22 protein-coding genes are annotated in these 24,928 nt (G+C 60.4%); 5 read left to right on the top strand and 17 right to left on the bottom strand.

Annotated features, from left to right (window positions below):
- Nucleotides 1-2: 2 nt before the first annotated feature.
- On the bottom strand, nucleotides 3-1,130 hold the full coding sequence (locus tag ACR0AD_RS02430; protein WP_480486477.1) for an aminotransferase class V-fold PLP-dependent enzyme: 1,128 nt from the start codon (nucleotides 1,128-1,130) through the stop codon (nucleotides 3-5).
- Between the two features lie 230 nt (nucleotides 1,131-1,360).
- On the opposite strand from ACR0AD_RS02430, the gene ACR0AD_RS02425 reads away from it, so the two are divergent.
- The gene (locus ACR0AD_RS02425; protein ID WP_480485982.1) at nucleotides 1,361-2,062 is read left to right on the top strand and encodes a GntR family transcriptional regulator; all 702 of its coding nucleotides are present in this window, start codon (nucleotides 1,361-1,363) and stop codon (nucleotides 2,060-2,062) included.
- Between the two features lie 6 nt (nucleotides 2,063-2,068).
- Here ACR0AD_RS02425 and ACR0AD_RS02420 read toward each other — a convergent pair whose 3' ends face one another.
- Together ACR0AD_RS02420 and ACR0AD_RS02415 are read right to left on the bottom strand one after the other, a co-directional pair.
- On the bottom strand, nucleotides 2,069-2,527 hold the full coding sequence (locus ACR0AD_RS02420; protein ID WP_209504239.1) for an Lrp/AsnC family transcriptional regulator: 459 nt from the start codon (nucleotides 2,525-2,527) through the stop codon (nucleotides 2,069-2,071).
- Entirely contained in the window at nucleotides 2,524-2,979 is a 456-nt protein-coding gene (locus ACR0AD_RS02415; protein WP_267363387.1) for an Lrp/AsnC family transcriptional regulator, read from the bottom strand. The genes ACR0AD_RS02420 and ACR0AD_RS02415 overlap by 4 nt, the downstream gene beginning before the upstream one ends.
- 131 nt (nucleotides 2,980-3,110) lie before the next feature.
- Between ACR0AD_RS02415 and ilvC the strand changes: the two genes are divergently transcribed.
- A complete protein-coding gene (gene ilvC, locus ACR0AD_RS02410; RefSeq protein WP_267363386.1) occupies nucleotides 3,111-4,133 on the top strand; it encodes a ketol-acid reductoisomerase in 1,023 nt (340 codons plus the stop codon).
- A gap of 46 nt (nucleotides 4,134-4,179) precedes the next feature.
- Here the strand turns inward: ilvC and ACR0AD_RS02405 are convergent, their stop codons facing one another.
- Together ACR0AD_RS02405 and ACR0AD_RS02400 are read right to left on the bottom strand one after the other, a co-directional pair.
- Entirely contained in the window at nucleotides 4,180-4,635 is a 456-nt protein-coding gene (locus ACR0AD_RS02405) for an SRPBCC family protein (RefSeq protein ID WP_480485984.1), read from the bottom strand.
- Nucleotides 4,632-4,931: an ArsR/SmtB family transcription factor gene (locus ACR0AD_RS02400; protein WP_480485986.1), complete on the bottom strand. Its 300-nt coding sequence runs from the start codon at nucleotides 4,929-4,931 to the stop codon at nucleotides 4,632-4,634. The genes ACR0AD_RS02405 and ACR0AD_RS02400 overlap by 4 nt, the downstream gene beginning before the upstream one ends.
- A 90-nt stretch (nucleotides 4,932-5,021) precedes the next feature.
- Here ACR0AD_RS02400 and ACR0AD_RS02395 point away from each other — a divergent pair, with 90 nt between their 5' ends.
- The gene (locus ACR0AD_RS02395; RefSeq protein ID WP_480485987.1) at nucleotides 5,022-5,924 is read left to right on the top strand and encodes a DMT family transporter; all 903 of its coding nucleotides are present in this window, start codon (nucleotides 5,022-5,024) and stop codon (nucleotides 5,922-5,924) included.
- Here ACR0AD_RS02395 and glmM read toward each other — a convergent pair.
- From glmM to ACR0AD_RS02350, 9 genes are all read right to left on the bottom strand, one after another.
- Complete coding sequence (gene glmM / locus ACR0AD_RS02390; RefSeq protein WP_480485988.1) at nucleotides 5,921-7,264, bottom strand: phosphoglucosamine mutase; 1,344 nt, start codon at nucleotides 7,262-7,264, stop codon at nucleotides 5,921-5,923. The genes ACR0AD_RS02395 and glmM overlap by 4 nt on opposite strands.
- 33 nt (nucleotides 7,265-7,297) lie before the next feature.
- On the bottom strand, nucleotides 7,298-8,296 hold the full coding sequence (folP, locus tag ACR0AD_RS02385; RefSeq protein ID WP_480485990.1) for a dihydropteroate synthase: 999 nt from the start codon (nucleotides 8,294-8,296) through the stop codon (nucleotides 7,298-7,300).
- Nucleotides 8,293-9,213 (bottom strand): dihydroneopterin aldolase, encoded by a 921-nt coding sequence (locus ACR0AD_RS02380; protein ID WP_480485992.1) that lies wholly within the window; start codon nucleotides 9,211-9,213, stop codon nucleotides 8,293-8,295. The genes folP and ACR0AD_RS02380 overlap by 4 nt, the downstream gene beginning before the upstream one ends.
- Before the next feature lie 100 nt (nucleotides 9,214-9,313).
- A complete protein-coding gene (locus tag ACR0AD_RS02375) occupies nucleotides 9,314-10,687 on the bottom strand; it encodes a multicopper oxidase family protein (RefSeq protein WP_480485993.1) in 1,374 nt (457 codons plus the stop codon).
- Nucleotides 10,688-10,760: 73 nt separating this feature from the next.
- Nucleotides 10,761-11,435: a cell wall hydrolase gene (locus tag ACR0AD_RS02370; protein ID WP_480481425.1), complete on the bottom strand. Its 675-nt coding sequence runs from the start codon at nucleotides 11,433-11,435 to the stop codon at nucleotides 10,761-10,763.
- A gap of 154 nt (nucleotides 11,436-11,589) precedes the next feature.
- Nucleotides 11,590-14,130, bottom strand: a complete 2,541-nt coding sequence (locus tag ACR0AD_RS02365) for a putative PEP-binding protein (RefSeq protein ID WP_480485996.1) — start codon at nucleotides 14,128-14,130, stop codon at nucleotides 11,590-11,592.
- 89 nt (nucleotides 14,131-14,219) lie between these two features.
- Entirely contained in the window at nucleotides 14,220-16,439 is a 2,220-nt protein-coding gene (gene glyS / locus ACR0AD_RS02360) for a glycine--tRNA ligase subunit beta (RefSeq protein WP_480485997.1), read from the bottom strand.
- Nucleotides 16,440-16,448: 9 nt separating this feature from the next.
- Nucleotides 16,449-17,696 carry a sodium/glutamate symporter gene (gene gltS, locus ACR0AD_RS02355; protein WP_480485999.1) on the bottom strand — a complete coding sequence of 416 codons (1,248 nt, stop codon included), beginning with the start codon at nucleotides 17,694-17,696 and terminating at the stop codon, nucleotides 16,449-16,451.
- Nucleotides 17,672-18,193: a DUF6446 family protein gene (locus ACR0AD_RS02350; protein ID WP_480486000.1), complete on the bottom strand. Its 522-nt coding sequence runs from the start codon at nucleotides 18,191-18,193 to the stop codon at nucleotides 17,672-17,674. The genes gltS and ACR0AD_RS02350 overlap by 25 nt, the downstream gene beginning before the upstream one ends.
- A gap of 78 nt (nucleotides 18,194-18,271) precedes the next feature.
- Here ACR0AD_RS02350 and ACR0AD_RS02345 point away from each other — a divergent pair, with 78 nt between their 5' ends.
- The gene (locus ACR0AD_RS02345; protein WP_480486002.1) at nucleotides 18,272-18,904 is read left to right on the top strand and encodes a MarC family protein; all 633 of its coding nucleotides are present in this window, start codon (nucleotides 18,272-18,274) and stop codon (nucleotides 18,902-18,904) included.
- A 5-nt stretch (nucleotides 18,905-18,909) separates the two neighbouring features.
- Here ACR0AD_RS02345 and ACR0AD_RS02340 read toward each other — a convergent pair whose 3' ends face one another.
- Nucleotides 18,910-19,842 (bottom strand): glycine--tRNA ligase subunit alpha, encoded by a 933-nt coding sequence (locus ACR0AD_RS02340; RefSeq protein WP_480486003.1) that lies wholly within the window; start codon nucleotides 19,840-19,842, stop codon nucleotides 18,910-18,912.
- 207 nt (nucleotides 19,843-20,049) lie between these two features.
- Between ACR0AD_RS02340 and ACR0AD_RS02335 the strand changes: the two genes are divergently transcribed.
- Nucleotides 20,050-21,789 (top strand): serine protease, encoded by a 1,740-nt coding sequence (locus tag ACR0AD_RS02335; protein ID WP_480486005.1) that lies wholly within the window; start codon nucleotides 20,050-20,052, stop codon nucleotides 21,787-21,789.
- A 70-nt stretch (nucleotides 21,790-21,859) separates the two neighbouring features.
- Here ACR0AD_RS02335 and ACR0AD_RS02330 read toward each other — a convergent pair whose 3' ends face one another.
- Both ACR0AD_RS02330 and ACR0AD_RS02325 read right to left on the bottom strand, forming a co-directional pair.
- Nucleotides 21,860-23,434 (bottom strand): 5-guanidino-2-oxopentanoate decarboxylase, encoded by a 1,575-nt coding sequence (locus ACR0AD_RS02330; RefSeq protein ID WP_480486007.1) that lies wholly within the window; start codon nucleotides 23,432-23,434, stop codon nucleotides 21,860-21,862.
- Nucleotides 23,434-24,882, bottom strand: a complete 1,449-nt coding sequence (locus ACR0AD_RS02325) for a TrkH family potassium uptake protein (RefSeq protein WP_480486008.1) — start codon at nucleotides 24,880-24,882, stop codon at nucleotides 23,434-23,436. Before ACR0AD_RS02325 ends, ACR0AD_RS02330 begins: the two co-directional genes overlap by 1 nt.
- Nucleotides 24,883-24,928 lie beyond the last annotated feature (46 nt).

Genomic DNA, 24,928 nt, shown 5'->3' with positions numbered 1-24,928 from the left:
GTTTACAGAACCTGATCCAGCACACGCTTCAGGCGCGCGATGGTGGCGTCCACATCATAAAGCTTGTCCAATCCGAACAGGCCCAGACGGAAGGTGCTGAAGCCTTCGGGTTCGTCACATTGCAGCGGCACCCCGGCCGCGATCTGCATCCCCAGAGCGGCAAATTTCTTGCCGTTCTGGATTTCGGGGTCCGAGGTGTAGCTGACCACAACGCCGGGCGCGCCGAAACCGTCAGCCGCCACCGAGACAATACCATACTCCTTCAACATCGCCCGCACGCCGTCGCCCAATGCCCATTGCGCCTTGCGCAGCTTTTCGAACCCGTACCCCCTGGTTTCTGCCATGGTATCGCGGAAAGCCAGCAGCGCATCGGTGGGCATTGTGGCGTGATAGGCGTGACCACCGTTTTCATAGGCCTGCATGATCTGGCGCCACTTCTTCAGGTCGATGGCGAAACTGTCCGAGCTTGTCTGTTCCAGACGCGCCTCGCCCCGTTCGGACAGCATGACCAGACCGGCACAAGGCGATGCGCTCCAGCCCTTTTGCGGGGCCGAGATCAGCACGTCGACGCCGCTGGCTTTCATATCCACCCAGGCACACCCGGATGCGATGCAATCCAGCACCATCAATGCACCCACCTCATGCGCCGCGCTGGCCAGGGCGGTCACATAGTCATCCGGCAGGATGACACCCGCCGCCGTTTCAACATGCGGTGCGAACACAACGCCGGGTTTCTGTTCGCGAATCGTTGCGACGACCTCGTCAATCGGTGCGGGCGCAAAGGGGGACGGGCTGGCATTGCCGGTCTCGCGCGCCTTCATCACAGTGGTCGAGCTGGTCAGGGCGCCGCTTTCGATGATCTGGCTCCAGCGGTACGAAAACCACCCGTTCCGGACCACAAGAACATCCGCCCCGCGCGCGAATTGCCGGGCAACCGCCTCCATCGCATAGGTACCGCCGCCCGGAATGACGGCCACCCCGTCTGCCTTGTACACCTCTTTCAGCATGGCCGAGATGTCGCGCATTACCCCCTGAAACTTTTGGGACATGTGGTTCAGCGAGCGATCGGTGAATACGACCGAGAATTCTTCGAGCCCGTTCGGGTCAACGTTCTTCAGCAAGGCAGGCATATGGCGTCCTTTCAATATCGTCAGTGCAGTCTTGGTCTCTTTACCTTGGCCAGTAAAGCCATTTCGCGACAAAAAGTGACGCGACGGAATGCGGGTAAAATCGACCCATTCGGTGCTGTATAACACTGGGAACACAAGAAAATGACGCCAACCAGTGTCACTTCCCCTTTACACTTCTGCTTGCTTCTGAACAGATGCGCACACTTTTTACTTGAAGGGATATTTTTCCTGTGACGATACAAAAGCGTATTAACTTCCAGTCCGTTCGAGATGAAGTAAAACGACGTATTGAAAGCCGCGTGTGGCCTCAGGGATCATTACTGCCGACCGAAACGCAACTGGCCGAAGAATTCAATTGCGCCCGCGCGACGGTGAACCGTGCCCTCAGGGAACTGGCCGATCAGGGTTTCATCGAACGCAAGCGCAAAAGCGGGACGCGGGTCAAGAAAGAGCCCAGCAAACACGCCAAGCTGGAATTCTCACTGGCGCGGCAGATGGTCGAAAGCCAGAATGCCGCCTATCGCTATGCGCTGGTGGAACGGACTGTCGAGGCCTGCCCCCGCTGGCTGTCCTCTCAGCTTGATGTCCCCGCCGAGACGCGGGTTCTGCATGTCATCTGTATGCATTACGCGGACAACCGCCCGTTCCAGCTTGAAGAGCGCTGGATCAATATCGGAACCGTCCCTGATGTGGAAAACGCCGACCTGACCCAGCAAGGACCGCATGAGTGGCTGCTGAATGCCGCTCCGTTCAACGATGCCGAGGTCGCGTTCTGCGCTATTTCCGCTGACGCAAGGCTGGCGGAATTCATGGGCACCACGGCGGGCGCGTCGATGATCCAGATGGAGCGTACCACCTGGAAAGAAGACAAACCGATCACGTTTGCCCGCCTGACCCATCATCCCGGATATTACATCCGCACCAAATACTAAGGCAGGTTATCCAATCGGTCCGGGCAGCCGTTCCTCGCTCAGCAGGACGTTCGCCTCGACATCGCCAGCGCCGGGCAGCGTCATGATCCGGCGCCGCAACACGCGTTCGAAATCGGACAGGTCCCGCGCCACAACGCGCAAGCGGTAGTCGTACAATCCCAGAACATGCTCGACGGTCTGCACTTCGGGGATGGCGCTTACAGCGCGTTCGAAATCCTCAAGGCTGATCTGTCCCTTGCGCGCCAGCTTGACCCCCAGAAACACGGTCACGCCAAACCCCAGCGCCTCGGCATTCAGACGCAGCCGCCGGCCCTTGATGATCCCGGCATCCTCCAACCTGCGGATACGCCGCCAGGTGGCCGGCTGAGACAGGTTGAACCTCCGACCCAGGGCACCTGCGCTTTGGGTGGCGTCCTGTTGCAGCGCGCGCAGCAGACGGCGGTCAATCTCGTCCAGCTCGATCATACCGGTAACACCTCGTCCCGCTTGACCCGCGCGATATGCATCAGCGCTTCGATATCGGCGATATGCGGCAGGGTCAGGATCCGGTCCCGATAAAGCTGCTGATAGTGCTTCATATCCCGCGCAATTACCGACAGGCGGACATCCACCCGGCCCAGAAATGTCTGGATTTCGATCACCTCGGCCACGTTGCGGGCCTCTTCCATAAACTCGTCAAAGGCGCGGGCCTGTGTCTTGTCCAGGGTGATCCGAAGCGAGACTTCGACAGCATAGCCCATCGCGGTCCAGTCGATCACCGCCTCCTGCCCTTCGATGATCCCGGCTGCCTGCATCTTTTCCAGCCTGCGCCAACAGACACCTGCGCTGATCCGGCACAGATCGGCAAGTTCCGCGGTGGTCAGGCTGGGGTTCGCCTGAAAGTGACGCAAAATGCGCCGGTCGATATCGTCAAGCATGATTTTTTCAGTATTTTCCATTTTCAAGAATTATTCTTCATCTTTTTTACAAATACTCAAGCCCAACCCTATCGCCAATCCGACGCGCGGCAGGTAGAACCGCCCCAACCAAACCAGAAAGGACCGGCAAAATGCGCGTCTATTACGATCGCGATTGCGACATCAACCTGATCAAAGACAAGAAAGTGGCTATCCTGGGCTATGGCAGCCAGGGTCACGCCCACGCGCTGAACCTGCGCGACTCGGGTGCCAAGAACCTGGTCATCGCCCTGCGCGAAGGCTCGCCCTCGGCCAAGAAAGCCGAAGCGGAAGGTCTGGCTGTGATGGGCATCGCCGAAGCGGCTGCCTGGTGCGACGTCATCATGTTCACCATGCCCGACGAGTTGCAGGCCGAAACCTACAAGAAATACGTCCATGACAACATCAAGCCTGGTGCCGCCATCGCCTTTGCCCACGGCCTGAACGTCCACTTCGGCCTGATCGAGCCAAAAGACGGTGTTGACGTCATCATGATGGCCCCCAAAGGCCCTGGCCACACCGTGCGCGGCGAATACACCAAAGGCGGCGGCGTGCCCTGCCTGGTCGCGGTTCACAATGATGCAACCGGCAAGGCGCTGGAAATCGGCCTGTCCTACTGCTCGGCCATCGGTGGCGGCCGCTCGGGCATCATCGAGACCAACTTCCGCGAAGAATGCGAAACCGACCTGTTCGGCGAACAGGCCGTTCTGTGCGGTGGTCTGGTCGAACTGATCCGCTGCGGCTTTGAAACTCTGGTCGAGGCCGGTTACGCACCCGAGATGGCCTATTTCGAGTGTCTGCACGAAGTGAAGCTGATCGTTGACCTGATCTATGAAGGTGGCATTGCCAACATGGATTACTCGATCTCGAACACGGCTGAGTATGGCCAGTATGTCACCGGTCCGCGCATCCTGAAATACGACGAGACCAAGGCCCGCATGAAAGCGGTTCTGGACGACATCCAGCAGGGCAAATTCGTCCGTGACTTCATGCTGGAAAACGCCGTTGGCCAGCCGACCATCAAAGCGTCGCGCCGCGCCAATGACGAGCATATGATCGAAGAGACCGGCGCCAAGCTGCGCGGCATGATGCCGTGGATCTCGGCCGGCAAGATGGTCGACAAAGAAAAGAACTAAACCTGACCGATGTCAGGCAAAGGGCGGCCCAGGCGGTCGCCCTTCTTCATTTTAAGACCGCTTTGGCAAAGCATTCACCCAGAACGATATCCCATCCCGTATCGTAGCCGCCGCGCTTTTGGGGCGCTTCATCTGCCCAGACGTCCCAGCCGGAATGCGTCAAGGTGACTTTGGCCTGCCCCGAACCGCAATCCTCAAAACGCACATCGACGCGCGTAGGAGACCCGCTGTTGGTGCCCGGATGCCAGGTGAATGCCACGGATCGGCCGGGATCGATCGCCAGCACTTCGCCCCAGTCGGCACGGGTTCCGTCGAACATGACCTCATAGACCGCGCCACCGATCCGGGGTTCAATAACCACGTCCCTTGCCGGTTGTCCCTGCGATGCGGACACCGCGTGGCTGTCCAGCGGCCACCATGTACCGATGCGGTTGACGAAGATGTCGAAAGCACGCGCAGCTGAGGCACTTACGACAATTGTTTTGACAATCGGGTCTGTCATGGCCTCTCTCCCGTTCTGGTCACCTCATCTGCAAAGCTGTTCATCACGTCGGTCCAGTACCGGTCGAGCCATCTGCGCAGCTCTGCCAGCCCCTCGGGGCGCACCGCATAGATCCGGCGCGTCCCTTTCGCGTGGCATGTCACCAGCCCGGCATCCGACAGCACCTTGAGATGTTGCGAGACGGCCGGTCGGCTTACCGGCAGCTTTGACGCAAGTTCGCCCACTGCCTGAGGCTGGCTGGCGACGGCTTCGAACACCTGCCTGCGGGTTGCATCGCCTAAGGCTGAAAATGTCATTTCGTAAGCCATTGCTTACGGTAAGTGCAAACTAACGTTAAGTCAAGATCAGCCCGTGACACCGGCGCGCACGCAGGATAAGGGGATGGAATGGTTGAACAACCCACGAAACAGGACTGGAGCGGCGTTTTCACGCTGGGGCTTATTTGGGGCGGCACATTCATGGTCGTCGCGATGGCTTTGGAAGGCTATGGCCCGATTACCGTGGCGACATCGCGCACCACATTAGGGGCGGTGACGTTGCTTGTCCTGATGCGGTTCACCGGTCGCCGCATGCCGGTTTTGACACCCGCGCTGACAACGTCAATCCTGCTGATTGGCGTGTTGTCGACTGCGGTGCCTTTCATGCTGCTCAGCTGGGGTCAGCAATATGTACCCTCGGCCTTTGCAGGGCTGTCCATGGCCGCAATTCCGCTGATGGTGTTGCCGCTGGCGCATTTCTTTTCCGATGAGCCGCTGAACCCGCGTCGGTTTCTGGGCGTGTGCCTTGGGTTTTCCGGCGCATTGGTCCTGATCGGACCCGGTCTGGCAAAGCTGGGTCAAGGGACCGAGCCACTGGCGCAGCTGGCCTGTATCTCGGCTGCCCTCTGCTATGCCTCGACATCGATCCTGACGCGGCGCTGCCCGCCGGTTGAGCCACTGGCGCTGGCCGCGCTGACCCTGCTGGTCGGCGCTGTTCTGCTGGTGCCCATCATGCTGCTGGTCGAAGGTGTTCCCACATGGCAGGGCAACCGCCCGTCGCTGGCCCTGATCGTGCTTGGGCTGATCCCCACAGCATTCGCCAATTTGCTGCGGGTTTCGATCACCCGCAGCGCCGGGTCGGTGTTCCTGACACTGGTGAATTATCAGGTGCCGATCTGGTCGATGGTGTTCGGGGCCTGGATCCTGTCCGAGGCCCTGCCCCTGCGATTCTACGTCGCCCTGGCCCTGATCCTGACGGGCATGGCCATCAGCCAGTGGTTCAGCCTGCGCAGAGTTCTGTTCGGGCGCTAGCCTGCGGCGGCTTCGACCTCGGCCACGATACTGTCGACGACCTGGACCAGCAGCGCGTCATCCTCGCATTCGGCCATAACGCGGATCAGCGGCTCGGTGCCGGATTTGCGGATCAGCAACCGGCCCTGCCCGTTCAGCCGCGCCTCGGCATCGGCAATGGCAGCTTTAACGCTTTGAACTTCAAGCGGAGTTTGACCGTTGGCATAGCGGACGTTCTTCAACAGCTGCGGCACGGTTTCGAACTGCTTGGACAGATCCGAGGCTTTGCGACCGGACAGAACCATCTCGGCCAGAAAATGCAGACCGGCCATCAGGCCATCGCCGGTGGTGGCATAATCGCTCATCACGATATGACCGGATTGTTCACCGCCCAGGTTGAAGCCACCTTCGCGCATACGTTCGACCACATAGCGGTCGCCGACGGCTGTGCGTTCCAGCCGCATTCCGTGTGACGACAGGTGCCGTTCAAGCCCCAGATTGGACATCACGGTGGCCACTAGAGCATTGCCTTTCAACTGCCCAGATTTTTTCCAGGCCGTCGCCAGCAATGCCATAAGCTGATCGCCATCGGCGACCTGACCGGTTTCGTCGACGATAACGACCCGATCCGCGTCGCCGTCCAGACAGACACCGACGTCAGCGCCATGTGCCACGACGGTTTCGGCGGCCAGCTGTGGCTTGGTCGATCCGCAGTTGAGGTTGATGTTCTTCCCGTTGGGCGCAATGCCAACCGGGATCACGTCTGCGCCCAGTTCCCAAAGAACCTCGGGCGCGGTGCGGTGGGCGGCGCCATTGGCACAGTCAATCACCACCTTCAGGCCATCCAGACGCACATCGCGCGGCAGCGAGGATTTCACACGCTCGCCATATCTGAACCGGGCGTCATCAACACGGCGCGCCCGTCCGATGTTCTGGGCCTGAGCAGGCCGGACACCTTCGTCGATCAGCTTTTCGATGTCGATCTCGGCCTGATCGGACAGTTTATAGCCGTCGGGGCCAAAGAATTTGATGCCGTTGTCCTCTGCCGGGTTGTGGCTGGCCGAGATCATGACACCCAGATCGGCCCGCATCGACCGGGTCATCAGGCCCACCGCAGGCGTGGGGACCGGCCCCAGCAACAGCACATTCATTCCCGTCGACGTCAAACCGGCGGTCAGCGCGTTTTCCAGCATATAGCCGGACAGGCGCGTGTCCTTGCCGATGACGACCCGGTGCACACCGGTCGCATCACGCCGGAAATAGCGCCCCACCGCAGCCCCGATGCGCAACGCCATTTCCGCCGTCATCGGATGCGTGTTGGCCGTGCCCCGCACCCCGTCGGTTCCGAACAGCTTGCGCATTGGTGTCACTCCGTGATTTTCCGTGAGACCGGATTACCGGACAGCAGCCCATAGGCGCAAGGCCTGAGCAGTCTCGGCGACGTCGTGAACGCGAATGATCTGCACGCCCTGGGACAATCCGGCCAAAGCCACGGCAATTGAACCCGGAGCGCGGGCAGTCTTGTCCGGTTCCCGTCCAATTGTTCCGATAAAGCCCTTGCGGGACACGCCCAGCAGGATCGGGCAGCCAAGCCCGTGAAACAGGCTGAGATTACGCAGCAAGGTCAGGTTATGGTCTTCGGTCTTGCCGAAACCGATGCCCGGATCGACGATGATCAGGTCGCGCCGAAGCCCCAGGCTTTCCAGCAGAGTGATCTGGGTTTCGAGGAAATCGTAAACATCCAGCAACACGTTGTCGTAGCTGGGGTTTTCCTGCATCGTGGCCGGATCACCCTGCATATGCATAACGCAGACCGGTGTGCCCTTGTCGGCGCAAAACGGTGCCAGTTCGGGATCGAACGTGAACCCCGAGACGTCGTTGACCAGCCCTGCGCCCGCCGCACACGCCGCTTTCGCGACGCTGGCTTTGCGGGTGTCGATTGAAATCAAGGCATCCGTTTGCGCGCGAATCGCCTCGATCACCGGGCGGGTGCGGGCAATTTCCTGATCTGACGGAATGAAATCCGCACCCGGGCGCGTTGATTCCCCGCCGATATCCAGAATGGTGGCCCCATGCGCCACCATCCTTGCAGCGGCATCGCGGGCGGCCTCGACCGAGCTGTGAACGCCCCCGTCCGAGAAACTGTCAGGCGTGGTGTTGAGAATGCCCATGACATGCGGCACCTGCATATCCAGCCCGGCGATGGGTGCGCGCGGGCCGGTCAAACGCGCCAGCGCCCCACCGGGAATATCCGATGCCGACATGATCTGCGGTGTAGTATCGCGCCCAAGCGTTTCGACATGGGTAAACCACAGGGGCTGACCGGCCAGAGAATACGCGCCAGCGGGCCGGGTCTGGCCGTGCTGAACCAGCGGTCTGAAATAGATGCTCACAATTGGGCCTGATCCACGGCCACAGCCCGCAGGGGGGTTTTGGGCGCTTTCGGCAATTCGCCGCCGATGACCATCATCTCACTGGCTTCAAAGGTCGCGGCAAACCATGCGGCCAGAGCCACGGCGTCGGAGGGCGCGGCGGACGGACCATCCACCGCGTCCAGAACGATCTTGGACGGGGCCCAAACACAGATCTGGCCGTTCTTCATGGCCCAGTCCAGTTCCGTCCGGGTTGAAACCACCTTGCAGCGGTGATCGCGTGCGGCCAGAACCCACGCGTTTTGCTCGATCGCAAGCAGGTCAATCCGGCGCTGTGTCATTGCGTGGCCGGTTTGCGGCGCAGCCAGGTCTGACGCCCCCACACACAGGATCAGCGGGCGCTGGCGGTTCTGCAACTGGTCGATCCACCCGGTCAGATTGTCCGAGGCGATGGCGTCATTCGATAGATAGACCAGACGGGGATGCGGGCGATCTTCCTCGGTCACGTCGTGATGAACCGAGTCTTTCCCGCGCACGATCTCGACCCCAAGAGCGCCCGGACCACGATCCAGTTTTTCGATGCGAACAAAGACCCTTACAGCCCGAGGTTCATGCAAGATACGTTCGGCCACACGTTCGGCCAGGGTTTCAAGCAGGTTCAGACGCTCGGCCGCGAGCTCATAGGCAATGGATTCCGTCACCCGGTCATAAGACAGGATGCGATCCACATCGTCGTCAATCGGGTCGGTCAGAGGCCGGACTTCGACCACGATATTGAAACAGATCCGCTGGGTTGTTCCCCGCTCGGCCTGAAACGCACCGATTTCAACCTCGACAATATGGTCGCGCAGAGAAATGCGGTCCAGCGGCCCTCGGGGCGAGGTCGCCTCGGACCGTTCGGACGGGTGCGCAAATGCCAGTCGGATTTCAGAACTCATGGGTCCGGCCTTTTCGGCTTGTTGCAGGGCTTGCCCACTATAGGCGTTGCAAGGGCCTATAACATTCAAACAAACGCCATTCCAACCGCCGAATGCGGCGTCATGTGACGCGAAACCAGCTCATCATACCCGAAGCGGCATGGCCCAGCATATGGCAATGCAACAGCCAGTCCCCCGGATTATCCGCGACCAGCGCGATCTGGCGGGTTTGTCCGCGATCAACCAAAACAGTGTCGCGCCACGGGCCAAGCGATCCGTCCGGCTGGATCAGTCGGAAGTGGTGGCCGTGCAAATGCATGGCATGTGGAAAGACTGTTTCATTGACGAACTCGATCCTGTGAAGGCCGCCGGTCCGGGCGTCCAGAAACGGATCGGACGGGCGTTCCGCATAACCGTTCAGGGCCCAGAACCGGCCCAACTGCGCCAGTTCCTGGCCTGACAATTCAGTGTCCCCGATCCGGGCGTTGTCCAGCCAGCGCATCGCCCCGCCTTGCAGGGACATCCGGTGCAATGGTGCGGATGAGACATCCTCGATGACTGGCAAAGGGTTGGGCGGCAGCGCTGCCACGCCTTGTCGTGGCGCGGGTGCGAGAAGTTCGTCGACATCGAACCGAACGATGCCAAAGGCACCGTCGCGTTCAACACTCACCAGACTTGCCGTATCACCCGCAGCCACGACATCCACAACAAGATCGATGCGTTGTGCAGGGGCGATTGGGAAAGCCCCCGACAATGGGATCGGCGTTTCCAGTGGCATACCGTCAAGGGCGACGATCCACCCTGACAACCCATCGAGATTCAGGTCAAAAATCCGCGCGTTGGAGGCGTTGATCAGGCGTAGCCGGAGACGGTCGTTCCGTCGCGCCTGAACGCGCGGGTCAAGGGATCCGTTAACAGTGATGATATTCCCCAGTCGGCCAGCGTGGCTGAGATCATGGCCATTGTCGAAATCATCCGTGATCTGGGCGGTTTCAGGATCAAGCCTCCAGTCGTCCAGCATCAGCACCAGATCCTGATCCACATCGGAGGCCGCGGTTTCTTCGACGATCAGCGGCCCGTAAAGCCCGCGCGCAACCTGTTCCATCGACTGGTTATGCGCATGATACCAATAGGTCCCTGCGTCGGGAACGACGAAGGAGTAATCAAAGCTTGCGTCCGTCTCGACCGCGTCCTGTGTCAGGCCGGGCACGCCGTCCATGGCGTTTTCGATGCGAATACCGTGCCAATGGACAGACGTGGCCTGCGGAAGCTGGTTCATCAGGGTGCGCTGGATGCGGTCGCCCTGCCTGACGCGCAGTTCAACGCCGGGGACAGACCCGTCATATGTCCAGACTTCCGTTTCAGGATAACTTGCAGGCGCGATCGGGTGTTTGGTTACACGCGCATTAAGCGGTGCAAAACCCGCACTGGCCACACGCGGCATCAGCAGTGCTGCTGCAGCCGTTTGCAAAAGGTGTCTGCGGTTCAAATTCATTACGGGCCTCCTGGCCCGCAATATAGGATGCAACCTGCCCCGCGCCAGCAAGCTTCCAGCGCGGGTGCGTCAATCAGTTGCTCGCTGTCCGGTAGTTGTGGCGGTAAAAAACATGCACGCCGATTTTCGCCGTCTGTTTATAGACCCGCGACCAGGATGGGCGAACCGACGTCGTGTGATAGTGCGTCGCCCCTTCGGTCAACTCATCCGCCACACCATCAATGGCTGCCCGCGCGACTTTTGCCACACGCTCATACGCCGTTTTCTCGTGGATGACCTCTTTGCGGCCATCGCAGGTGTATGTGAACTGGCACTGGTATTTCTTGCCGGTCCCCTGATGGATCACCCCGCACAGGGAATCCGGGAAACGGCTGCTTTTGACCCGGTTCAGGATCACTTCGGCAACCGCGAACTGGCCGCGCACGCTTTCGCCGCGCGCCTCGAAGTACAGGGCTTCGGACAGGCATTTCCAGTTTTCACCACCAGAGGCCTTTGGTTGCTGGTCAAGCCAGTCTTTGGAGAAGGACACTTCGACAGGTTCAGCCGCCTTGCGGGGCTGGAACAGCTTGAAATAGTCCCGAAAACTTTGCGCCGGCAGTTCACTGCGGGCGACAAGTTCTTGTTTTGCAGTATCAGTCGCTTCCTTCTCGGCGAAGGACGCACTCGGCAGCACGGTTGCCGCCACTGCGGCAACAGCCAATATGTAACGTAGCATCAGATAACCTCGCACAGGCACATCACGCGCCATACCCTCCCCCGGCGGGCGCGACGAGGCTGATACCCCAGACTGAGGCAAAGGTCCAGTATCTTGAAAAAAGCAAGTGGAAAATCGCCCGTAGCGAAAATATTTTTCGCCTACGAGTGACCGGATAACCCACTATTCCTTGGGGTTCAGCGCAGTGTCAACCCCCAAGTCTGGAGGAAATCGCCAGTTGAGCGGCAGCCAGCCGAGCGACTGGAACCCGGAACGGTGAGCACGACACATAGTCGAATCCAAGATCGCGACAGATGGCGATTGATTCGGGGTTTCCACCGTGTTCGCCACAGACCGAAAGGGTCACATCCGGCTTCGCGGCACGTCCGCGTTCCGCCCCGAGTTTCAGCAGCTCGCCCACCCCGTCCGGATCAAGGACATGGAACGGATCTTCGGTAAAGACCCCCTGCCGCACGTAAGCGGACATGAAACGACCAGCATCGTCGCGGGACAGACCGTAGGTCATCTGCGTCAGGTCATTTGTACCAAAACTCATGAAGGCGGTCTGCGGCGCGATCTCTTCCGCGCGCAGACAGGCGCGTGGTGTTTCGACCATGACGCCCAGCCGATATTCGAACTTCTGCCCCCGTTCCGATTCAACGGCGGCGGCGACCGAGTCGATGCGGGATTTGACCAGTTCAACCTCGCGCTTGGCGGATACCAGCGGGATCATCACTTCGGGCACCACCGGTGCACCGTTTTTTCGGGCTTCAAGTGTGGCTTCGAAAATCGCACGCGCCTGCATGTCGTAGATCTCGGGCACGGTGACACCCAGACGAACGCCACGCAGACCCAGCATGGGGTTGTATTCGGTCATCGCCTCAACCCGGCGTTCGACGTCAGACACGGGCAGGTCCAGCGCCTCGGCCAGTTCCCGTTGCCCGGTGCGCGTTGTCGGCAGAAACTCATGCAAGGGGGGATCGAACAGGCGGATGCAGACAGGCTGGCCTTCCATGATCCTGAACAGCTGAACAAAATCCTCGCGCTGCATCGGAAGCAGGCGTTCCAGCACTGCCGCCCTGCCCGCCGAGGTTTGCGCAAAGATCATTTCGCGCATCACGATCAGACGACCGGGATCAAAGAACATATGTTCGGTCCGGCACAGACCGATCCCCTGAGCCTGAAAGTTCCGGGCCGTCTGCGCGTCAGCCGGTGTGTCAGCATTGGCGCGGATGTCGATGTCACGCTCGGCATCGGCCCAGCCCATCAGCGTCTGGAAACAGTCATCCAACGCGGCCTCGAGCATGGCGGGCTGACCGGCCAGCACCTGACCCGAGCTGCCGTCAATGGTGACAATATCGCCGGTTTTAAATACCCGCCCATCCGGTGCGGTCAGCATCTTGTCTTTCGTCTGAAACCGCATTTCCGAGGCCCCGACGATACAGGGCAGGCCCAATCCGCGCCCGATCACGGCCGCGTGGCTGGTCATGCCGCCCTTTTCCGTCAGAACCGCAACAGCAGCGTGCATCCCGCGCACATCCTCGGGCGAGGTTTCCCGGCGCACCAGAACACACGCCTCGCCACGGGCGGCACTGGCCTGTGCTTCGGCCGAGGTGAACACGATCTTGCCGGTCGAGGCACCGGGGCTGGCACCAATGGCAGTGGTCAGCACGTCGCGGCGCGCATCAGGGTGGACCTGACGGTGCAGAAGTTCGTTCAGCGCGTGCGGGTCGACACGCATCACCGCCTCTTGCGGCGGTATGATACCGTCTTCGGCAAGACGTACGGCAATGCGCATGGCCGCGCGAGCCGATCGCTGCACCCGGACGCCATCCAGAATATGCACAGTGCCGTCCTGAATGACGAATTCGACCTGCATCTCTTCGCGCAGTTTCTCGCGCATCAGGGCAGCATGCGTTTTGACATCGGCGAAAGCATTGGGCGCGACCTCTTCCAGCGAGGGGCCGCGCGGGTCTTTTTCCAGAAACAGGGCGGCCACATCTTTGCCCAACGCATCGCGCCCCTGGCTCTGGCTGAGGTAGCGACCGGTGATCTGTGGCATTCCGGTTGTGGAATCAACCAGTTGCAGAACACCCGATCCGCATTCCCCTTTGCCGACGCCGGGGATCATCTCTTGAATGACCAACCCAAGCCCGGCATCAGCGGGTGCCCCCTTGGCCTGCCGCAGCAAGCGCGCGGACGTCCCGTCCCATGCACGTGCCATCGAGCGCAGAACACCGATCAGCTGTTCGCCCCTGTCCTGCGGAAAGACCTCGTCGGTTTCGTCCTCGTAGGCGCGCAGCGAATGGCGCAGCCCTTCGCGGCCGTCGGCGTCAATGTCATCAAACACATCCGCATCCAGCCGCGCCACGTGGATCGCATAGCTTTGAACGAACCTTAGATACAGGGCTGCGGCGGCCTCGGCCCCCATGGTGTCGGACAGGTCGACATAACGGGCATCGTTCATTCCGATATTGAGAACCGCGCCGGGACCGCCCCAATCGGGATCTTCGGAACTGGGCCGGACGCATAGCAACGAGGTCGGATCGAACTGTTCGAGGATCGCCGCAATATCCGGGGTTGTCCCTTCGGCGATCTGGTGAACGGCATCAAATGACAACGCAACGGTTCGGGGCACCGGCAGGTCCAGCCGGACCAGACGTTGCAGACATTTGGCCCGCCCGCCATGTGTATGGGCGGTGACAGGCGCGTCGGATGTGATGAGCGTCGTATTCGGATTATTCTGCACTGCAGCACCTTTTGGTTTGCCTGCAGCATAAGCGCTTGCGCCCTTCACGCAAGAGCGTTGTGGGCGCGCGTGCCAGCGCGCCCGGTCGTTTACCCTTCGATCCGGGTCAGATCGGCCACGCTGGAGCAGATCTGACGGATCTGGCTGAGCAGGTTCAGCCGGTTGCGGCGAACAATGTCATTATCGGTGTTGACCTGCACATCCTCAAAGAACGCATCCACCGGCCCGCGCAGCCCCGCCATGGCGGCCATGGCCGTGGGGAAATCTTCGGATTTCAGCGCGGGTTCGATTTTTGCCTGAGCTGCGTTCAAGGCCGCAAACAATGCCTTTTCGCTGTCGGTTTCGGCGAATTTCACATCCGCACCATAGGAATATTCCACCCCATCCTTTTCCTCGGCCTGGGTCAGGATGTTGTTTGCGCGCTTGAAACCCTGCACAAGGTTTTCGCCATCTTCAGTCGCGATCACCGCGTTCAGCGCGCGGGCGCGTTTGACCAGCAGATTGAGGTCATCATTGCCGTCCATCGCGATACAGGCGTCAATGACGTCGTGACGGATGCCTTCGTCGCGGAGGAAGACCTTGAGGCGGTCGTGGAAGAAGGAGAGGAGATCGTCGGATGCGTCGGGGATCTTCTTTTCAAGGCTCAGGAAATCGGCGCCCGACACTTCGCCCAGCCTTTCCTTGACAGTCTGGAAGGCTGCGCCAAACACGCCGTGATCTGCGATTTCTTCTAAAAGTTCGTCAACGTTTTCCGCCGCCAGCGCCTCGTTTGCAGCGCTTTCAGCACGCAGCAGCTGTCCGTCGAAAAACCGATCCAGATGCAGGCGCAGGTCATTGTCGAGCACCAACCGGATAACCCCAAGTGCCGCACGGCGCAGGGCAAACGGGTCTTTCGAGCCGGTAGGCTTTTCATCAATCGCCCAGAACCCCGCCAGCGTGTCCAGCTTGTCGGCCAATGCAACGGTCACCGACAGCGGAGCCGTGGGCACGTCGTCTGATGGCCCCAAAGGCGAGTAGTGCTCTTGCGCGACGGCGGCCACGGCGGCCTCTTCGCCTGCCGCTTCGATGTAATACCGCCCCATAAGGCCCTGAAGCTCGGGGAATTCGTAGACCATTTCCGAGCTGAGGTCGGCCTTGGCCAGGCGCGCGGCTTTTTCAGCCTGATCGGCATCGGCTCCGGTCACTGGGGCCAGTTCGCGGGCCAGCGCGGCGATGCGCCCGATCCGGTCGGCCTGCGTTCCCAGTTTGTTGTGGAAGGTGACGTTTTCCAGCGCGCGGGTCCATTGTGCAATGTCCGATTTGGCAATGCGCAGGTCATTTTCCCAAAAGAACTTGGCATCGGCCAGACGGGCCGACAGCACTTTCTGATTGCCCGCCAGAATGGTCGCGCCATTGTCAGCCGTTTCGCGGTTCGCAACAGTGACGAACCGTTCAATCCGGCCCGTTTTGGGATTGCGGACCGAGAAGAACTTTTGGTGTTCTTTCATCGAGGTTTGCAGCACCTCGGGTGGCAGGTCGAGGAATTCGTCGTCGATCCGCCCCATCAGGACAACCGGCCATTCGACCAGACCGGCGACCTCGGCCAGCAGGCCCTGATCTTCGACCAGTTCAAGACCGGCGGCAAAGGCCATGTTCTGGGCGTCGTTCCAGATGTGCCGGGCGCGTTCCTCGGGGGACAGGACGACAAAAGCCCGCTTCAGCTTGGCCGCGTAATCGTCGAAAGACGTGACCGAAAAGCGGTTGGGCGCCATAAAACGGTGGCCTGCTGTGGTGTCGCCGGACGAAATGCCGTCGACATCCATTGGAACCACCTGCGCCCCGGCCTCATCCGTCAGAATGCACAGGATCGAATGCAGCGGACGCACCCAGCGCAAGCTGCCACTGCCCCAGCGCATGGACTTCGGCCAAGGGAAATTGCGGATGGTGGTTTCGAGCACTTCGGCAATGACCTCGGCCGCGGGGCGACCGGCCCTTTCGATGGTGGCGAAATAGATGGCCCCCTTGGGCGTTTCGCGTTCTTCCAGCTGATCACGGGTCAGGCCCGCGCCGCGCAGGAACCCTTCGATTGCCTTGTCGGGTGCGCCTACTTTTGGGCCCTTGCGTTCTTCCCGGATGGTGGGGCTTTTCGCCAGCAGCCCCTCAACCGCCAGCGTCAGTCGGCGGGGCGTGGTCAGGGCGGCCGCGCTTGCATAGGTCAGACCGGCCTCGACCAGACCATCGGTAATCCGCTTTTTCAGATCCTCGCCGGCACGGGCTTGCATCCGTGCGGGGATCTCTTCGGAGAACAGTTCGATCAGCAGGTCGGGCATTGTCGGTCCTTAGAAATTGACGATCGTCTGAATGACGATGGCATTGGCGATATCCACAAAGAAGGCGGATACAAGGGGCAGCACGATAAAGGCAATAGGCGATGGGCCATATCGCTTGGTCACGGCTGTCATATTTGCGATAGCGGTGGGTGTGGCCCCCAACGCAAAGCCGCCAAACCCGGCGGCCAGTACGGCGGCGCGATAGTTGGACCCCATGACCGGGAACAGCACCCAGAGGACGAACAGCACCGCAAAGAGCGTCTGCGCTGTCATGATCACGGCAATGGCCATGCCCAGCTGCGCGATGGTCCAGAGTTGCAGGCTCATCAGCGACATTGCGAGAAACGCGCCCAGCGCAAATTCCGAAATCAACGCCAGCGATGGAGTGCGCGACACTTTCGGAGCACCGGGAAACAGCGCATCCCGCAGATTGGCGATCACGATGCCCATGATCAGGCAGGGCACGAACAGTGGCAGTTTCAGCCCGGCGGCGGCAATTGATTCATTCAGCGCATATCCCGAGATGATCGCAAGGTTCAGGTGCAGCAGGACGCGCATGACGATCAGATGATCGATGCTTGTGGTGTGCCCGTCATGCTCATCCGGCAATCCTACGCTGGGTTCTTCGTCAGGGCGGTCAGGCGTCAGGCCGCGCCGTTCGACCAGCAGGCGCGCAATCGGGCCGCCAACCAGCGCAGCAAGGACCAATCCAAGGGTGGCGACTGCCACACCCAGCTCGGTCGCGCCGTCAAGGCCCGTTGCCTGCGCCACATCCGGCGCCCATGCAATTGCCGTTCCGTGCCCACCGATCAGGGCAGCCGATCCGAACAACACACCGGACTGTGCGGGATAGCCGAAGATCGCCGCCCCAGCCGCGCCGATCACATTCTGAAAGACAATCGTCGCCAGAGTAAGAATCAAAAGCAAGATTAACGGCTTACCACCCGCAATGAGGTCAGACAGGCGGGCGTTCAGGCCGATCCCGGCAAAAAACAGGACCAGCAGGAAATCGCGGGCTGTCAGGCCAAAGGACAGTTCGATCCCGAATACCAGATAGAGCATCAGAACCACCAGCGAGGCCAGCAGGCCCCCTGTCACGGGTTCGGGGATGTTGAAATTGCGCAGGGTTGTCACACGTGCGTTGATCTCGGCCCCGATCAGATAGACCGCAAACCCCAGAGTGGCCGTCAGGAAATCGGGGATTTCTATGACATGGCCCACGATCTGCTCCTTCAGTTTTCCGGGCGCGGCGGGCATTCCTCGCCCACGACGGTACCGTCATAGGCTTTTTCACCACAATTGTTCAACGCGTGCCAGACATAGCCCTTGCCATCCGCGGTGATCGCCACAATCCGGTCGACGCCGAAATGGATGTTCTTCACCCCCATGAACGCCCGCGCCTGCCCTGATTCAAGCGCATCCGCCAAAGACACTGCATCGTAGCATTCAAACCATCCCGGTGCGGTCAGGGGTTCGGAGTTTTCGACAGGCACGTATCCAGCCATCTGGTCCGGCGACAATTCGGTTTCGAAGCAGGCACGATACCGGATCGGCGAGCTGTCGGCGTCGATTGCCTGAAACCCGGAATAGGCGATGGGCTCGGGCACACCGCCTGAATCCGTCATCAGGGCAACGTCCTGCCCCGGCTGCGGTTCGACCTCATAATAATAGCCGTAGACCTGTAGATAATACATGCCGACGCCTGCCACGATGGCCGACAGCAGCAGCAGAATTGTCAGCAGTTTTCCCGTCATCTTTCAGGCCGCCTCTTTCAAGTTCTTGTAAAATAGGACAGGTTTCATCCGGGGACAGGCAGAAACGAGGTCAACACGATGGAATCCACCCTTGCCGTCGGATTTTTCGGCGCATTGTTTGCGATCATGAACCCGGTCACCAACCTGCCGGTGTTTCTGAGCGTCACTCAGGACCTGTCCGCCGCCGAACAGCGCAAGATAGCGGTCAAAACCGTGATCTACTGCCTGATCCTTGGCGGTGCCTTTGCCCTGGTCGGCAGTCAGGCGCTTGGCCTTTTTGGCATCAGCGTCAATCATCTGCGCGTCGCCGGTGGTCTGGTTGTCATGATGATCGGTCTGAACATGCTGAACGGACACGAAAGCACCTCTCACCACGGGACGAAGGGGGAGAAGGACGCTTACCCCGAACCCGACACCGTCGCCTTTTATCCGCTGGCCTTTCCCATTCTGGTAGGCCCCGGCACCATCACCACGCTGATCCTGTATGCACACCAGATCAAGAAGCCCGCAGAAGCCTTTGTTTATGCAGGCGTATTCCTTTCCGTTGTTGGCCTGCTTCTGATCACGTTCTGGAACGCGGCCTGGCTGGCCCAACGCCTGTCCGACACCGCGCGCGTGATCATGAGCCGCTTTATGGGGATGATTCTGGCGGCTATCGCCGTCAGCATGATCGCGGACGGCCTGAAAGCCCTGTTGCCGGGACTGGCCTGATCGCCTCATCCGGCGCTGAACCCGGCCGCCTCGGTCTGCACAAAGGCATCCGCGCATTGCTTGGCCAGCGCCCGCACGCGCCCGATATAGGCCTGCCGTTCGGTCACCGAGATCACGCCGCGCGCGTCCAGCAGGTTGAAGATGTGACTGGCCTTGATGCATTGATCATAGGCCGGGTGCGCCATGATAATGCGTTTGCCCGTCTTCGGGTCCACATGCTCTTGGCTCAGAATGGCGGCGCATTCGGCCTCGGCCTCTTCGAAGTGGCGCAGCAGAACCTCGGTGTTTGCCACGTCAAAGTTCCAGCGGGCGTACTCCTCTTCGGTCTGCTTGAAGATATCGCCGTAAGTCAAAGGGCTGGGGGATTGCGGATCGTTAAACGGCATGTCCATCACGTGGTCGATGCCCAGCACATACATGGCCAGACGCTCCAGCCCATAGGTCAGCTCGCCTGATACCGGCGCGCAGTCATGGCCGCCAACCTGTTGGAAATAGGTGAACTGGCTGACTTCCATTCCGTCACACCAAACCTCCCAGCCAAGCCCCCATGCGCCCAGTGTGGGGCTTTCCCAGTCGTCTTCGACAAAGCGGATATCATGCAGGTCCATGTCGATGCCGATGGCCTGAAGGCTGCCCAGATACAGCTCTTGCAAATCCGGAGGGCTGGGTTTGATCAGCACCTGATACTGGTAGTAATGCTGAAGCCGGTTGGGGTTTTCGCCATAACGCCCATCCGTGGGACGGCGCGACGGCTGAACATAGGCTGCGGCCCATGCCTTGGATCCCAGCGCCCGCAAGGTGGTTGCGGGATGGAACGTCCCTGCCCCGACCTCCATGTCATAGGGTTGCAGAATCGCACAGCCTTTCGAGGCCCAGTAGGACTGAAGCCTGAGGATGATTTCCTGAAATGAACGCGGTGCGCTGGTCGGTTCGGTCATGACATTCCCTCTGGGCGCCCCGTGCGCCCGGTTCCGGTCGGTTTGGCCCTTCCTATGCAAGGGGCCGAGGGGCGTCAACGGGGCTTTGGGCTGTGGCTGTATCTGCGCGGCCACACCACAAATTCCCCGCATTCTCAGCATGGTATTTGGCAAATGAAATCGCGTATTCTGCACCTCAGTACAAACACCGCATAACACGGGCAGACAATGACACGCGTATTTTCAGCAATTCTTTTGTTTCTTCTGGTCGGCCTGCGCGCCGCGACCGCACAACAAGACCCCGGCGTCTGGGTTCAGGTCGAGGCGCAGCCCTCGCTGCGCGAAGCGCAGGACCGGGCGCAAGCCTATGCCAGCACCCTGCCCGATGTGAACGGATTTCGGCTGAACAGTGGCTGGTATGCCATCGTCATTGGCCCCTATTCGCGCGGCGATGCCGAGCAGGTTTTGCGCGTATACCGGGCCGAGGGGCAGATCCCGCGTGATAGCTTTGTCGCGTTTTCAAGCGCGTTGGGGCAGCAATTCTGGCCCGTCGGCGAAAACGCGATAAACCGCGACGTCGCAAGCGCGCCGACGGAACCGGCAGCACAGGCGGAAGAACCCGTGGCGGTTACGACCCCACAGGTTTCGGATGAAACCCGCGCACAGGCGCTGCAATCCGAGCGCCTTTTGACCGCGCAGGAACGGAAAGACCTGCAAACGGCCCTTCAGGCGGCGGGTTTCTATAATTCGACCATTGATGGTGCTTTCGGACAGGGAACCCGCCGGTCGATGGGCGATTGGCAGCGGTTCAACGGCTATGAGGTGACGGGCGTTCTAACCACGGTGCAGCGCAAGGCCCTGATGGATGAATACAACGCGCCGCTGATCTCGGCCGGGATGGACCGGTATTCCGACGACGCGGCCGGAATTGCGCTGGACATGCCGTTGGGTACAGTCAGCTTTGACCGCTATGAAGCTCCGTTCGTACATTTCAAAAGCGCCTCGGATCTGAACGCCCAGGCCCTTTTGATCAGTCAGGAGGGTGACAAGAACACGCTGCGCGCCCTTTACCAGGTGATGCAGTCGCTTGAAATTGTTCCGCTGAACGGCCCGCGTGAGCTTGGCCGCGACCAGTTTACCCTTGAAGGGCGCGGCAATGGGATCGTTTCATTCACGCAGGCGCGGTTGGCCGATGGAATGATCAAGGGCTTTACGCTGGTCTGGCCCGAAGGGGACGAGGCGCGCCGCCTGCGTGTTCTGGCTGCGATGGCGACCAGCCTGAGCACAACGGACGCGGTTCTGGATGCCGCCGCCGGTGCGGATGCGGAACAGCGCATCGATCTGGTCTCGGGTCTTCAGATCCGCAAGCCGCGGCTGTCGCGGTCGGGCTTTTTCGCTGGTGCCGACGGCACGGTTCTGACGGTGTCGGAAGCCGCCGAAAGCTGCACCCGGATCACCCTGGAGGGGGATCAGGAGGTTCAACTGGCGCTGACGGACCGGGAGCTTGGTGTTTCGGTTTTACGCCCTGCAAAAGCCCTTGCACCCATGAGTGTTGCTGCTTTCAGCACCACCCAGCCGCGCATTCAGTCCGAAGTGGCCGTATCCGGCTTTTCCTATCAGGGGGCTTTGGGCGCGCCGACGCTGACCTACGGTCAAATCGCGGATATCCGTGGCCTGAACGGCGAGACAGGTATCAAACGGCTGGCCCTGAACGCACAGCCCGGCGATGCGGGCGGACCGGTCTTCAACGACAGCGGCAACGTGGTTGGTATGCTGCTGCCCACACCGTCCGAGGGGCGCACCCTGCCCGCGTCTGTCAGCCTTGCGGCAACGGTCGAGCGGTTGACAGAAATCCTGACGAAAGCCGGCGTTTCCGGCCAGTCGAGCGAGGAAACCACCCGGATTTCCCCCAACGAGCTGAACCGGCGCGCGACCGGAATGACGGTTCTGGTGCACTGCTGGGACTGAGCCCGCGCAGATATTGAAACCAGACATTGAAACACCAAAGCGCCGCATGAACTTGCGGCGCTTCTTTTTTTTACAGAATGTCCGGGGTCATGTGGATCAAGGTCGGGACAGGTGCATCGAAAGCCGCGCGAACTGCGCTCTGCATCTCAGCCAGAGATGAAGGGGCTGAGGCGCGCGCGCCAAAAGCCTCGGCCAGTTTGCAGAAATCCGGGTTATGCGCCACCACCGCATTTGGCGCGATCTGGCTGCGGACCATGCTGTCTTCGATTTCTTTCAGCTTGCCATTGTCCCACAGGATGATCGGCAGCGACAAACCCAGTTCGACCGCAACACCCAGTTCCTGCATCGTATAGTGGAACCCGTAATCCCCGGCGATAACCGCCGTTGGTTTGCCGCGCCGCGCCACCGCGCCGCCAATTCCGGCCGGCAAACCATAGCCCAGCGTTCCGAACCCGGTGGGATGGTGCCAGTGATGCGGATAGGCCATGTCCCACACCTCTTTCGCGACATAGGCGAATTGGGTCATGTCGGAATAGATCATGGTATCAGCGGGCATCGCCGCGCGCAGCGCATCGGCCACTGCTACAATTCCGGGCCGTTCGGCATCCACCTCGGCCCGCCACCGGGCACGGGTTTCGGAAATTTCGTCGGGCGACCAGCCGGTTGCCGGTTTCAGGTTTTCGGTCGCCTGCCACAAGGCGCGGGCAAAGCTTTCGCTGTCGGTTTGCAGTTTGATCGCGGCGCGATGGTGGTCGGACAGGACTTCGGGATCAAGGTCAACCCGGATCAATGTTGCCGAATGCCCAAGGTCGCTGCGCCACAGATCGACCTCGCCCAGTTCGGCGCCGACCGCGATGACCAGATCCGCTGAGGCGATAACCTCGGCGCTGCCGGGGCGCGGCAGGGATGCGCCGAAATCCAGCGGATAGTTTGCGCCTGGCAGCCCGCGCCCTGCATAAGTGGTAAAGCAGGCAGCCCCAAGCTGTGTCAGAATCTGCCGCCAGTCATTGGACTTGCAACCGCCCCCCAGAATGAACAGCGGCCTGCGCGCAAGGTTCAGCATCGAGACAACAGGCGATACGTCAGGCGGCAACGCTTTGGTGCGCAACGCGGGCTGGCTGGGGAAAGGTGCCGGATCAGCCTCGGCCTGCAACTGCGCGATTGGCACCTGAATGTGCTTGGGGCGCGGGCGCGACAGCTCGAATTCTTCAAAGGCGCGTTCGACCAGCGCATAGGCGGCCTCGGCCGTGTTGGCCTGTGCCGACCAGTCGGCAACGGTTCCGGCCGCAAGGCGCTGGTCCTTCATCTGGTGCAACTGGCCGCGCAAGGCCTGTGTTTCATCAAGGCAGGACGACACCACCAGCATCGGCACCGAGTCGCTGTAGGCTTGTCCGATCGGCGTCATGATGTTGCACAGGCCGGGCCCGGTGATCACATAGGCAACCCCCGGCTTGCCGGTTGCGCGGGCATACCCATCGGCCATGAACCCCGCCCCCTGTTCGTGCCGGGCCAGAACATGTTGGATGCCAGCCTCTTCGATGCCGCGGTACAATTCCTGATTGTGAACGCCGGGTATGCCGAAAATCACGTCCACGCCACGATCCTTGAGCATATGCGAAATCTGCGCGCCAAGGGGTCTTTTCATCAGCCTCTCCAGAATTGAACGGTGAAGATCGCGTAAACGGCCAACAGCTCGAGCCGCCCGACCAGCATCCCGATTGTCAGCAACCATTTGGCGGTGTCGTTGAGATTTGCGAAATTGCCCGCTGGTCCGATCTGATCGCCCAGACCGGGACCGACATTGGCCAGCGCGGTCGCCGCCCCGGAAACGGCTGTGATGAAGTCCAGACCGGTCAGCGCCAGCGCCCAGGACAGCACGCCCATCGACAGGACGAAGAACATGAAAAAGCTCATCACCGAGGTCAGAACGCCCTGCCCCACAGGCCGCCCATCATAGAGCGGCACGAACACGCCATGCGGAGACCTGATCCGTTTGATCTGACTTTTGATCGAGGCAAACAGCAGCTGATAGCGGAATATCTTGATCGAACATGCGGTCGATCCCGCACAGCCGCCAATCAGACCGATCAGGAAGAACATCATGATCGGAAAGCTGCCCCAGCCCATGTAATCGACACTGGCATAGCCGGTGCCCGAGATGATCGAGGTGATGTTGAACAGAGATTCCCGAAACGCCTGTTCCCAGTGATGCGGAAAGACCGATGTCAGGAAAATCGACATGATGATGACCAGAACCAGAATGGTCGCCAGAAACGCGCGAATTTGACTGTCTTTCCACAAGGACGCTGTATGGCCGTTTGCCAGCTGGACATAGCGCACAAAAGGAAGCGCCGCCAAAATCATGAACACCGACGCCGCATATTCAGCGGGGCCTGAGAAGGTTCCAAACGAGGCGTCATAGTTCGAGAACCCACCGGTCGAAAGCGTTGTCAGTGCATGTACCAGCGCATCGAAAAAGTTCATTCCCAGACCGGCGTAAACCAGCGCGCAAACCAGTGTCAGGAAAACATAGATGAGCGAAATCTGACCCGCGATCTCTTGCGCGCGAGGCAGGATTTTACCCATTGTTTCAAAGCCTTCCGAGCGGAAAATCTGCATGCCGCCGACACGCAGTTCGGGCAGGAACACCATGGCGACAACGATGATCCCGATACCCCCCAGCCATTGCAGGATACCACGCCACAGCAATAGCCCCTGCGGCAGGGTATCCAACCCGGAAATCACCGTTGAACCTGTAGTTGTCAGGCCGGACATCGCCTCGAAATACGCGTCGACAAAGCGCAGCTCGGTTTCACCGAACAGAAACGGAATTGCCCCAAACAGGGGCAGCGCCGCCCAAACACCGGTTGTCAACAGGAAGGTCTGGCGGATGGTCAGCCCTTCGCCCACACCGTTCGAGCAGCTCATCGCCAGAACGGTCCCGGTCAGCGTCGTGATAATGGCGCTTTCCAGAAATACCGGCCATTCGCCGCGCCCCTCGATCAGGTCCGCGAGCATAGGCAGCAGCATGGTCGCCCCAAGAATGGCGACCAGCAAGCCAATCACATATCCGACCGGGCGAAGATCCATCATGACGCGCAGGGTTGGCGTGCCAACCCGACCGTGTCAAGCAGATGAT

The sequence above is a fragment of the Ruegeria sp. BH8 genome (genome assembly GCF_056538065.1).
The sequence above is the reverse complement of the archived record's forward strand: the minus strand, read 5'-3'. Positions and strand labels throughout refer to the sequence as shown.